Genomic DNA, 11,882 nt, shown 5'->3' with positions numbered 1-11,882 from the left:
ATGTTAAGCACCGTATTTAAACTTTTCATTCCCTTTTTTTTATTGATTAGCGGTTTTGCACATGCTGGCATCGTCATCGAGTCAACTCGCTATCTCTACAAAGAGGGTGCCCGCGAAATCACCGCCCAGATAGAGAACAAAGACGGTATTCCTTACTTAATTAAGTCCTGGATTGAGACCCCAAAAGGGCAAACACCATCTTTCACGGCTACTCCGCCGCTATTCCGACTTGAAGCAAAACAGCAAAATACCGTGCGTTTGTTTTCAACCAATAATGTCACAGCGCCAACCGATCGTGAATCTGTATTTTATTTCAACGTTATGGCTATCCCGCCCGCTGATGAGACCAACGCCAAAAACAATACGATTCAGCTGGCTGTTCGCCACCGTATGCGTCTGGTGTATCGGCCAAAATCGCTGTTTGATATGAAACCGAATGAGGAAGCGGCAAAACTCCAATGGAGTAAATCAGGCAATAAATTGTTCATTAAAAACCCGACACCTTTCTTCTATTACTTCAACACAATAAAAATTGGCAGTGCCGAAATAAAAAATGAAGTAAACACGGTCCCACCGATGGAAACAAAAGAAGTAACGTTAAAGGGAAATATAAACGCATCAAGCGTGACATGGAAAATAGTTAATGATTATGGTGGGGCTGGATCGCTCTATTCATCACCGTTGTAATTGGGAACTTTTATTAACGTTATAGGGATGTGTTTATGCAAAATAAAAATAAAGAGCTATTCAAACTATCAACGCTCTGCATCACTTTGTTGCCAGCGTTTTTTTGTGGTTTGGATAACAAAGCGCAAGCACGTGATTTCTTCGATCCCTCATTCATCAATTCATTGAATGGTAGCGATCCTTCAAACGCCCCAGATTTATCTATTTTTGAAGCCAGGAACGCTCAGGCACCCGGGGATTATCGGGTGGATATTGTCTTCAATGGCCAATATCTGGATACCCGTACCATCAAGTTTGTTATTGATAGTCATACTACCGACAAGAGTGATGATATCAAATTAGCCCCCTGTTTCACTCTTAAAGACCTGGCGGAATATGGTGTCAGAGTGAAATCCTTCCCAGCGCTGAAAGAAGATGCCAATAACTGCGTTAATCTAACAGCAATACCGGATACAAAAGCGGATTTCGATTTTACTGCACAACGGTTAAATATCTCTATACCACAGGCAGCATTATCCACCGTCGTGCAAGGCTTTATTCCGGAAGATCAATTTGATGAAGGTATTAACGCGCTGTTAATGAATTACCAGTTCAGCGGCTCGAATGATTTCGAATCAGAAGATGAATACTATAGCCTTAACCTCCAGTCCGGTTTAAATCTTGGTCCATGGCGTATCCGAAATTTGAGCACATGGAATAAAACGAAAGGTGAATCCAGCAACTGGGAATCAGCTTACCTGTACATGCAGCGCAGCATTCGCCCTCTTAATAGTAATCTGGTAATGGGTGAAAGCTCCTCGCTTTCCAGTATCTTTGATAGCGTGCCGTTTACCGGGATTCAAATGGCAACGGATACTTCCATGCTGCCGGAGAGCCTTCGCGGCTATGCGCCAATTATCCGTGGGATTGCAAAAACCAACGCCAGGGTGATCGTTAAACAGAATGGCTACCAGGTATATCAGACCTACGTCGCGCCCGGCGCCTTTGAAATCACCGATATGTACCCAAGCGGCGGTAGCGGCGATCTATACGTTACGGTAGAAGAATCGGATGGCTCAAAGCAAGAATTCATCGTGCCGTTCGCCACGCTGCCGGTGATGGTACGCGAAGGCCAGCTGCAATATGAAATCACTTCAGGTAAATATCGTCCATATGATGACGGTGTCCATGAAACGCCATTCACCCAAGCAACGATAAGCTACGGTGTATCCAGTAGCCTGACGGCCTACGGCGGGATGCAAATGGCCTCACATTATCAGGCATTGTCATCCGGTCTCGGCTATAACCTCGGCGATTTCGGCGCCGCGTCAGCGGATGTCACCCAGGCCTGGTCAAAAATGCAGGATCGGGAAAAGACTTCGGGACAGTCCTGGCGAATCCGCTACGGTAAAAACATCCTTGATACCGGAACCAACATTACCATCGCTGGCTACCGGTACTCTACTGAGGGATTTAACACTTTATCCGAGGTGCTGGATAGCTATGCTAATGACGGTAGCTATACCACCCGTTCATTACGCAATCGAACCAACCTGACACTCAACCAAAGCCTGGGTAAAGGGCTCGGAAGCCTCTCTATTAGTGGTCTGGTAGAGGATTATTGGGATGATAAACGCACCAATAAATCTATCAGCGTTGGCTATAACGGTGGGTTTAAAAACGTGAACTTCTACCTGGGTTATAGCTATAGCCGCTACACCTGGGGCGGCAATAGCTCTAATAAAGATGCCCAGGACGATCAGCGTATAACCCTGACCGTTACCCTACCGATCAGCAACTGGCTTCCTGGCACCTATACCAGCTACCAGCTCACAAATAGCAATCCAGGCTCAACGGATCAATCGGTTGCAATCGGCGGCGTCGGACTGGAAAACGATAGTCTGGACTGGAGTATTCAGCAAGGATACAGCAACCGCGAATATTACAGCGGCGACATGCGCGCCACTTATAACAGTTCTCAAGGAAGTGTTAACGCCGGTTATAGCTACGATCGCAATAGCCAACGTATTGATTATGGTGCCAACGGCAGTATTGTCGCGCACGCCGACGGCATCACTTTAGGTCAGGACATTACCGATGCAGCCGTACTGGTTAAGGCTCCAGGGCTGGATGACGTCAAACTGAGCACCGATAACACCATTTCAACCGACTATCGCGGCTATGCCATTGTGCCTTATGTTACCCCTTATCGTCGCACCGATATCACACTCGACACCGCCACGCTTGGCGATGATATGGAACTACCGGAAACAACGCAAACCGTGGTGCCGACTCGCGGCGCTATCGTGCGGGCCAACTACGACGGCAAGATTGGGCAGCGCGCCTTTATTCACCTGAAAACTGTCAGCGGCAATGATGTTCCTTATGGCGCTATGGTCTTACTGGCTGGTGATACGAAAAGCCAGGCCAGTATCGTCAGCGATGCCGGGATGGTCTATATGTCCGGGCTGCAACCAACCGGAACGCTCAACGTGCAGTGGGGAAAAAGTTCTAACCAACAATGTAACGCTCCATTCACGCTGCCACCGCGGGAAGGCAAAACCGCTGGTTTAAGTCAGGTTGAAGCGGTTTGCCGCTAATCATCATTTAAGGACAGATATTGATGAAAAGAATATTTTTTCTCTTCGCGCTTCTATTAATTTGCAGCGAGGCGGCTGCAAAATGTACCTATACAGGGAGTATTCGTCGACAAGCTTTTACCATCAACGCGAAGATCCCTACCGATGACTCAATTCCCGTAGGGAGCGTGTTATATTCAACAAAGTATGGTACTCAAACTTATAAAAATTTTTCATGCAATCAGAATACTAACGATCAATACATCACCGAAATTAGTACACCTGTCGTTTCTGGAGTCACGGGAATACAGGGAAAACCGGTTTATGAGACAGGTATCGATGGTATAGGCTTTCAGGTTTCCGATCTGCTGGAAAGTAGAAATGGCGCATTAGTTCCTGCCGTGGCAGGCTCAGTTCTGGTACCGTTTGAGAATACTTCAGATAATTACTATAAATTCATCACCGTGTGGTTTATCAAAACCAAACAGGTCATCGACACTTCAGGTTCGGATTCAAATCCGTCAATCAGTTTTTCTGTCGGCAACCCCACAACTAACCCCGGAACTACCGAAAAACTCTTATATACGACGAATATAAAACTCAAAAGCACCAAATACCAGGTGACCTCTTGTGACATATCGCCATCCAGTTCACAAATAACATTGAACAGGATAAAGAAAAGCACCTTAATGTCTGTCTCCCGCGGTGGAGTCACCCCCGAGCAGAAAAACATTTTATTAACGATTAGCTGCCCAGCGGGTTCCATCGGTAATACATTAATGTACTGGTTTAACCCGGTAGGAACGGCCAGCACATCTGGCGATGGTATCATTGATAATATGATAACCGATAGCTCTGGCGCTAAAAATGTCGGCATCATATTCAAACAGACAGGAACTCCGCTGGTATTTTATGATATGGATAGCTATAGTTTCAATAGCGCTGCCGCATCACAAATAATCAACCTGACCGCTGATTATTATCGTCAGAGCAATAGCGTCGATAGTATCACAAACGGTAAAGTTAAAGCGATGTTAGAAGTAGTAATCCAGGAACAATAAACACAGCGCGACACGCGCAGGAAAATAAAACTTTACTATGCGTGCCGCTTACATATAAAAACAACGAATATGAAATAATAATTCATAAAATAATCACAATGCATCACATTGAAATAGTCGAACAGTTATTTTTATATTCTTGCTGCTAATCAGAACCGTTCGAGTATCAATGGACTCATAATACAACAAAAAGGATATATAAATGAAACAACTAACTATCTTTGAAATGGAGAGTATTTCCGGTGGTTACTCATGGGATTTTTCCTCATTTCAATCCAGTATTACCAGTATAGTTTGTAATGGCGTTGAGGCTGTCGCTTCAGCCGTTTTACTGGGGACTGGCATGGCGGCAATGGGAACGCTTATTGGCGGTACCCAATCTGGAGCAAATGGCGGCATTCTCGGTTTTGGTTTGCTAGGCAATGCCGTCGGGATGGTATGGGGATTAATCGTGGGTGGAGTCACCGGGGCAGTTAATGGTGCTGTTATGGGATGGGATGCCTCTGTCGCTCTGGTTGAAGAGGGTATTCAAGGCCTGCTGGCTGGCACCTTCATGCCCTGGAAAAGCTAATTATTGATATGCAAGATGCATTTAACAGCCTGCAATAATATTTTTAATCAAAGGAAATGATTTGTGAAAGAACTTACAGTTTTCGAAATGGAAGCGGTATCCGGGGGCTATAGCTGGGACTTTTCTTCTATACAGTCAAGCATCACTAGCCTGGTAAGCAATGGCGCTGAGGCTGTCGCCTCAGCAGTTCTTGGCGCTGTTACCTGGGGAGCGTTTGGGACTTTATTAGGCGGCACCCAATCCGGGAATAATGGGGGCATCCTTGGCCTCGGTCTGATCGGCAACGCTGTAGGGATGGTCTGGGGATTAATTGTCGGCGCCGTAGGTGGCGCAGTAACTTACGCCGCTCTGGGATGGGAAAAATCTGTAGAATACTCAAATGCAGCATTCGAGGCGGTAGTTAAGGGTACTTTTATTCCGTGGGGCCAGTCCTAATAGTCTATTTAACCTTAGACGAGGTAAGACCTAAAGGCTCAAAATTACTGAGCCTTTTTATTTCACTTATCACTAATATGAAAAATCATGGCTAATAGTCTATATCGCAAGGAAGCGATCGAATACAAAAGAAATCACTGGAAAGGGAAAGCCTTGTTGCTCGCCGGTTTACCTGCCTGGTTAATCACTTTGTTATCGGCATTATTTCTTATCGCACTTATTTGCGCATTGATATTTTGCAAATTTACTCAACGTGTCGATGTTCAGGGCGAAGTCATTACCCTTCCTCACTCTATAAATGTTTTTGCGCCTCAGCAAGGCTTTATCGTTAAACAACATGTTAAAATAGGCGATATTGTTAAAAAAAACCAACCTCTTTACGAAATTGATATTTCACGCAGCACCACCAGCGGCAATGTCAGTGCAGCGCAAATTGAAGTCATCAATGAAAAGATTGCTAACTCTGATGACATCATTAAAAAACTAGAAGATAACAAAAATCAGACATTAAATGCGTTAAATGCGCAGTTAAAAACCACCACAGCCTCTCTGAAGGAGACCAACCGTATGCTGGTCAATACCCAGGTAGGTCTGAAAAAAATGCACGACAATCTTTCCAGCTATGATAAATACCTTAACAATGGCCTGATAACTAAAGACCAATATAACTATCAGCACTCTCTATATTTCCAGCAACAGAGCGCCTATCAGTCGCTGGTGAGTCAAAAGATGCAACTGGAATCGCAAATCACGCAGCTGAACAGTGATAAAATCACTAAAGCAGCCGACTTTGACAACCAAATATCCAGTCAATACAACCAGTCCAATGATTTTAAAAATCAACTCGTTGAATCCAATGCCAACGGCAATATTATTATCAAATCGACCAGTGATGGCAGAATTGAATCGCTCTCAGCGACACTGGGTCAGACGGTTGATAACGGTAGCAGCCTGGCTCAGATCAAGCCGACTGGTAATGTTGAGTATTATCTTGTGCTATGGCTGCCAAATAATACCATCCCGTATTTAAAACCCGGGGATACTATTAATATTCGCTATGATGCGTTCCCATCGGATAAGTTTGGTCAGTTCCCAGGAAAAATAATATCAATATCTTCTATGCCGGCATCACGACAGGAAATGTCTGAGTATACCAACGTCAATAATGGAACACCTCAGCAGCAAGAACTGGCATTGTATAAAGCGATTGTCAAAATTAAAGATAAACAGTTCGAATATGACGGAAAAACGCTAAGTCTGTCCAACGGGCTTAAAGCACAGGCAGTCGTCTTCCTTGAAGAACGCCCTCTCTACATGTGGATGTTTACTCCGGTTTATAAGATTACTCAAAGCGTGAGCGGCCCGATTCATGACTAATGAACTGTTTGAAAAAATTACGGCGAAAGTTAATTTTTCAATCTTGAAAAAGACGCCGGTAATATTGCAATCTGAAGCCGCCGAGTGCGGCATTGCCTGCCTGGCGATGATTTGCGGCCATTATGGTCTCGATATCGATCTCTTCAATTTCCGCCAGCGCTTTGGCAGCCCCTCTCAGGGGGTCACGCTGATGTCATTAAGCAAAACGGCAGAGCATGCAGGTTTAAAGAGCCGGGCGCTATCGCTCGATCTGGATGAGATCAGACAATTAAAGCTGCCCTGTGTTATCCACTGGGGAATGAACCACTATGTCGTTTTGACCAAAGTGCGTAAATCCAGCTTTATCGTCCACGATCCAGCCCTGGGTAAACGTATTATCGGCATCCAGGAAATGTCGAATAATTTTACCGGCATCGCGTTAGAGCTATGGCCCGATCAGAACTTCCAGCAGGAAAAAGCCAAATCTCGCCTGCGTTTGTTAGACCTGATGCGCAATATCGTTGGCTTAAAATCTGCGCTGCTGAAGATTTTCGCTTTTTCCGTCGTCGTTGAAGCCATCGGCTTACTGCTGCCGATAGGCACACAGTTAGTCACTGACCACGTGATCATGGCCCACGATCAGAGCCTGCTCTCGGTGATCTGTATTGGCCTGGTTTTCTTTACCCTCTTTCGCACCTTTATCAGCATGCTGCGCGCATGGACCTCACTGACGCTCAACACGTTGACCAACATTCAGTGGAAAACCACTCTCTTCGATCATTTGGCCAGCCTGCCGCTGGCATTTTTCGAAAAGCGTCATCTGGGGGATATTCAGTCCCGTTTCTCATCGCTGGATACCATTCGCTCCACGTTCACTAATAGCATCGTCAGCGGCATTATCGACTCGATCATGACGATCGGCCTTCTGATTATGCTCACCCTGTACGGCGGTTGGCTAACATGGGTCGTCGTCGGCTTTACCTTATGTTACGCCCTTATGCGTCTGGGAACTTATCGCTTCTATCGCCGCGTTGCTGAAGAACAGGTAATCAAAGGCGCGCGCTCCAGTTCACATTTTATGGAGTCGCTGTACGGTATTTCGACCATCAAAGCGCTGAACCTGAAAGAACGCCGCTCTCAGCACTGGCTGAATATCAACATCGACGCCTGTAATGCGGGGATCAAACAGACCCGTTTCGACATGATGTTTAGCGGTATCAATACCTTCATTACCGCTATCGATCAGGTAGCGGTACTGTGGCTGGGCGCCATTATGGTCATTGATAATGAAATGACCCTCGGTATGTTTATGGCCTTTAACGCCTACCGAGGCCAGTTCTCCCAGCGCGCATCCAGCCTGGTTGACCTGACCATGCAGCTGCGCATGCTCTCGCTGCATAACGAACGTCTTTCTGAAATCGTCTTCAGCGAACCCGAGCAAGAGTTGCCATCACGGGACGTCTTTTCGAAAGATGCCGGCGCCAGGCTTGAAGTCAAAAATCTTAGCTATCAGTACGATCCATTTTCACAGCCGATTTTCTCAAACCTGAACATCACCGTTGAGCCCGGTGAATCCGTCGCGCTGGTCGGCCCGTCCGGCGTCGGTAAGACCACGCTATTGAAAGTGATGTGCGGGCTGCTCTCCCCCACCAGCGGCGATGTGTTTGCCGATAATCTCGATATCCAGAAAATAGGTTTAAATAACTATCGCCAGGGAACCGCCTGCGTATTGCAGGAGGACAGGCTCTTTTCCGGTTCGCTTATTGATAATATCAGCGGCTTTGAAGACAACGCCGATCTGGATTTTGTCGTCGAATGCGCCAAACGCTGCAACATCCATGACGAAATCATGAAAATGCCGATGGGCTATGAAACCATCGTCGGTGAGCTAGGTTTAGGGATTTCCGGGGGCCAAAAGCAACGTATTTTGATTGCCCGCGCGCTTTATCGTAAGCCGAGCATTCTATTTATGGATGAGGCCACCAGCCATCTCGATTTAAGAAATGAGTCTGTTATCAACCAATCGATTTCAGGGCTCAGTATTACCCGCGTCATCGTTGCCCACCGCCCGTCAACCATCGCCTCTGCCGATCGGGTTATTGATTTGTCGCAATCAAAAATACCAATGCCAGCGTAAGGAGAAGAACATGCAAGGAACGTTTATTGGTTTTAACACCGCCGGAATTACCTATGAAGACCATTTCATGGCGCTGCTGCTGAAAGTACAAAACCAGAATGGCCTGTGTCGGACATTCTATTTACAGGCGCCGGCGCTGGCTGACCTGCTTATGGTCCTGACAACTCGAATGTCTGTTTTCTTACAACGCTTGCAGCAAAGCGACGACACGCTGAAAGAGGAACTTATTGCCTACAATAATGAGCTCATCGCCAATACCCCAGCAGTCGATATGGCAGAGGTACAAAACCCGAATCCGGAGCTGCGGATCATGTCGATCACGTTGAAGCCGGGGGTAAATGAGTCAACGCTGATCCTGATGCTGCAGAACGAGCAAATCGCGACATTACGCATTGAAGACCGACAGGTAGAGGCATTGATTCTGGGTATCAATCAATCTCTAAAAATGGTTGCTGATACGAAATTAAATGAGTATCTGGCGCTGGCTCTGGATTATGTGCTGCTGTATACCGTCGATTTAACGACCCAACCAAACATTGAGTACCAGCAATATGCTCAGGAAGAGTGGAAGCTGAATTTGTTTAGCCACCATCTGGCCGTGTTATACAGCTACGAGCAGGAAGAAGGTAAAAAAGTACTCTCTGGCGCGGTGATTAAAACCAGCGCCGCGCATCAGTCAGATTTTGAAAAAAGTATCGTGCTGCGTCTGCTTGAAAAGAGTCAAAAGCTAAAACAGGTCCACAGCCAGCATACGCCGTATCAAATCTTCAGTAAGGTGATTCCATCCGCCCCGGGACAAATGCTAACCAGAGATGAATGTATGCTTTCGCTGCGTGAATTCTACGTGGCGACCAGAGCATCGCTTGAGGCATAAATTGTTAAGCACTCTCTGCGCAGGCAGAGAGTGCTTAACGCATCAGTTCGGGCACTTATAAACCTGGCCGTTCATCTGGCTATCGGTCGGGACAAAGCTCGACAGCAGGTTCTGCGTCGGGCTGCTCACGCCATAAATGACGTTACCGCCCATAGCCGCCGCCTGGTTACGTAGAGCATTCGCCGCGCCGCGCATCGAGCCGCCTTCATCGCCATTCTGGCCTGACAGCCAGTTGCTTTGCGTGCCGGTAGCCGTCCCTAACAGCTGACATTCCGTTCCTGGTTTATCTTCAACAAAACGCACGCTCTGGCCGCCTGCGGTTAATTCGTTGCTGGAACTGCAACCCGCTAACAATAATGCTGCGCCGACAATCCCTGCTAAATATTTTACCTGCATGTTATTCCCCAATGAGCTGGACGCACTGGCCCGGATGTAAACCTTATACTAAAAAGCCAGCAAAAAGAAAAACCCCCAGCCATTTCTGACCGGGGGTTTCTGCGTTTTTATGCCGTATAGCGCACGATTACATCATGCCGCCCATACCGCCCATGCCGCCCATACCACCAGCAGCACCTAAGTCAGGCGCATCGCCTTTCGGCAGGTCGGTCACCATGCACTCGGTGGTGATCATCAGACCAGCAACGGATGCCGCGTACTGCAGCGCAGAACGGGTGACTTTAGTTGGGTCAAGGATACCGAAGTCGATCATATTGCCGTACTCTTCGGTTGCCGCGTTGTAACCGTAGTTACCGTCACCAGCTTTCACGTTGTTAGCAACAACAGACGGCTCTTCGCCAGCGTTGGAAACGATCTGACGCAGCGGCGCTTCCATTGCGCGCAGCGCAACTTTGATACCGACGTTCTGATCTTCGTTCTGACCGGTCAGGCCAGCGATTTTCGCCGCAACGCGAACCAGCGCTACACCGCCGCCAGCTACCACGCCTTCTTCAACCGCAGCACGGGTCGCGTGCAGGGCATCGTCAACGCGCGCTTTTTTCTCTTTCATTTCAACTTCGGTAGCAGCACCGACTTTGATTACCGCAACGCCGCCGGCCAGTTTAGCCACGCGCTCCTGCAGTTTTTCACGGTCGTAATCAGAGGTCGCTTCTTCGATCTGCTTACGGATCTGAGCAACGCGGCCCTGAATCGCCGCTTCTTCGCCAACGCCATCGATGATGGTGGTGGTGTCTTTGTTGATAACAACGCGTTTCGCCTGACCCAGGTCTTCCAGAGTCGCTTTTTCCAGCTCCATACCGATCTCTTCAGAGATAACGGTACCGCCAGTCAGAGTTGCGATGTCCTGCAGCATAGCTTTACGACGGTCGCCGAAGCCCGGCGCTTTAACCGCAGCAACTTTCACGATGCCGCGCATGGTGTTAACCACCAGGGTCGCCAGCGCTTCGCCTTCAACGTCTTCAGCGATGATAACCAGCGGTTTGCCAGCTTTCGCTACGGCTTCCAGAACCGGCAGCATTTCGCGGATGTTGGAGATTTTTTTGTCAGCCAGCAGGATGAACGGGCTTTCCAGTTCAACGGCGCCGGTGTCCGGCTTGTTGATGAAGTATGGGGACAGGTAGCCGCGGTCGAACTGCATACCTTCAACCACGTCCAGTTCGTCTTCCAGACCGGTACCGTCTTCAACGGTGATAACGCCTTCTTTACCGACTTTATCCATCGCTTCAGCGATCAGTTTACCTACGGTTTCGTCGGAGTTAGCGGAGATAGTACCAACCTGAGCAATCGCTTTAGAGTCGGAGCACGGTACGGACAGCGCTTTCAGTTCTTCAACAGCGGCAACGACAGCTTTGTCGATACCACGTTTCAGATCCATCGGGTTCATGCCCGCAGCAACGGCTTTCAGGCCTTCGTTAACGATAGCCTGAGCCAGTACGGTTGCGGTGGTGGTACCGTCGCCTGCAGCGTCGTTCGCTTTAGAGGCAACTTCTTTCACCATCTGCGCGCCCATGTTTTCGAATTTGTCTTCCAGTTCGATTTCACGAGCAACGGATACGCCATCTTTAGTGATGGTCGGCGCGCCGAAGGATTTGTCCAGAACAACGTTACGGCCTTTCGGGCCCAGGGTCACTTTAACTGCATCTGCCAGTACGTTTACGCCGCGCAGCATTTTTACACGAGCGTCGTTACCGAATTTTACGTCTTTTGCTGCCATTTCTTTTATTCCTCAAATTCGTTCAGGGTCGTG

General features: G+C 47.8%; 10 protein-coding genes. 8 read left to right on the top strand and 2 right to left on the bottom strand.

What is annotated here, in order from left to right; all coding sequences use genetic code 11:
- The 8 genes from PGR23_RS14325 to yjeJ all read left to right on the top strand — a co-directional run bounded on the left by PGR23_RS14325 (nt 1) and on the right by yjeJ (nt 9,679).
- Nucleotides 1-687: a fimbrial biogenesis chaperone gene (locus PGR23_RS14325; protein WP_045396422.1), complete on the top strand. Its 687-nt coding sequence runs from the start codon at nt 1-3 to the stop codon at nt 685-687.
- A gap of 35 nt (nt 688-722) precedes the next feature.
- On the top strand, nt 723-3,266 hold the full coding sequence (locus tag PGR23_RS14320; RefSeq protein ID WP_396280008.1) for a fimbria/pilus outer membrane usher protein: 2,544 nt from the start codon (nt 723-725) through the stop codon (nt 3,264-3,266).
- 23 nt (nt 3,267-3,289) lie between these two features.
- Nucleotides 3,290-4,306, top strand: a complete 1,017-nt coding sequence (locus PGR23_RS14315; protein WP_063414409.1) for a fimbrial protein — start codon at nt 3,290-3,292, stop codon at nt 4,304-4,306.
- 202 nt (nt 4,307-4,508) lie between these two features.
- Nucleotides 4,509-4,877 carry a hypothetical protein gene (locus PGR23_RS14310; protein WP_047046316.1) on the top strand — a complete coding sequence of 123 codons (369 nt, stop codon included), beginning with the start codon at nt 4,509-4,511 and terminating at the stop codon, nt 4,875-4,877.
- Between the two features lie 63 nt (nt 4,878-4,940).
- Nucleotides 4,941-5,312: a hypothetical protein gene (locus PGR23_RS14305; RefSeq protein WP_047046318.1), complete on the top strand. Its 372-nt coding sequence runs from the start codon at nt 4,941-4,943 to the stop codon at nt 5,310-5,312.
- A gap of 87 nt (nt 5,313-5,399) precedes the next feature.
- Nucleotides 5,400-6,689: an HlyD family secretion protein gene (locus PGR23_RS14300; protein WP_047046320.1), complete on the top strand. Its 1,290-nt coding sequence runs from the start codon at nt 5,400-5,402 to the stop codon at nt 6,687-6,689.
- Nucleotides 6,682-8,805 carry a peptidase domain-containing ABC transporter gene (locus PGR23_RS14295; protein ID WP_047046322.1) on the top strand — a complete coding sequence of 708 codons (2,124 nt, stop codon included), beginning with the start codon at nt 6,682-6,684 and terminating at the stop codon, nt 8,803-8,805. Before PGR23_RS14300 ends, PGR23_RS14295 begins: the two co-directional genes overlap by 8 nt.
- 10 nt (nt 8,806-8,815) lie before the next feature.
- Nucleotides 8,816-9,679: a YjeJ family protein gene (gene yjeJ, locus PGR23_RS14290; protein ID WP_316423227.1), complete on the top strand. Its 864-nt coding sequence runs from the start codon at nt 8,816-8,818 to the stop codon at nt 9,677-9,679.
- Nucleotides 9,680-9,721: 42 nt separating this feature from the next.
- On the opposite strand, the gene PGR23_RS14285 is transcribed toward yjeJ, so the two are convergent.
- Complete coding sequence (locus PGR23_RS14285; RefSeq protein WP_015368664.1) at nt 9,722-10,075, bottom strand: DUF4156 domain-containing protein; 354 nt, start codon at nt 10,073-10,075, stop codon at nt 9,722-9,724.
- Between the two features lie 127 nt (nt 10,076-10,202).
- The gene (groL, locus tag PGR23_RS14280; RefSeq protein ID WP_015368665.1) at nt 10,203-11,849 is read right to left on the bottom strand and encodes a chaperonin GroEL; all 1,647 of its coding nucleotides are present in this window, start codon (nt 11,847-11,849) and stop codon (nt 10,203-10,205) included.
- Nucleotides 11,850-11,882 lie beyond the last annotated feature (33 nt).

Source organism: Klebsiella sp. 141162 (genome assembly GCF_050600755.1).
GTDB classification, from domain to species: Bacteria; Pseudomonadota; Gammaproteobacteria; order Enterobacterales; family Enterobacteriaceae; genus Klebsiella; species Klebsiella aerogenes.
This window is presented reverse-complemented; position numbering and strand designations above follow the sequence as displayed.

Coding starts and splice junctions, on each gene's coding strand:
- PGR23_RS14300 (WP_047046320.1), top strand. CDS start 5,400: ATGGCTAATAGTCTATATCGCAAGGAAGCGATCGAATACAAAAGAAAT.
- PGR23_RS14310 (WP_047046316.1), top strand. CDS start 4,509: ATGAAACAACTAACTATCTTTGAAATGGAGAGTATTTCCGGTGGTTAC.
- groL (WP_015368665.1), bottom strand. CDS start 11,849: ATGGCAGCAAAAGACGTAAAATTCGGTAACGACGCTCGTGTAAAAATG.
- PGR23_RS14325 (WP_045396422.1), top strand. CDS start 1: ATGTTAAGCACCGTATTTAAACTTTTCATTCCCTTTTTTTTATTGATT.
- PGR23_RS14315 (WP_063414409.1), top strand. CDS start 3,290: ATGAAAAGAATATTTTTTCTCTTCGCGCTTCTATTAATTTGCAGCGAG.
- yjeJ (WP_316423227.1), top strand. CDS start 8,816: ATGCAAGGAACGTTTATTGGTTTTAACACCGCCGGAATTACCTATGAA.
- PGR23_RS14320 (WP_396280008.1), top strand. CDS start 723: ATGCAAAATAAAAATAAAGAGCTATTCAAACTATCAACGCTCTGCATC.
- PGR23_RS14295 (WP_047046322.1), top strand. CDS start 6,682: ATGACTAATGAACTGTTTGAAAAAATTACGGCGAAAGTTAATTTTTCA.
- PGR23_RS14285 (WP_015368664.1), bottom strand. CDS start 10,075: ATGCAGGTAAAATATTTAGCAGGGATTGTCGGCGCAGCATTATTGTTA.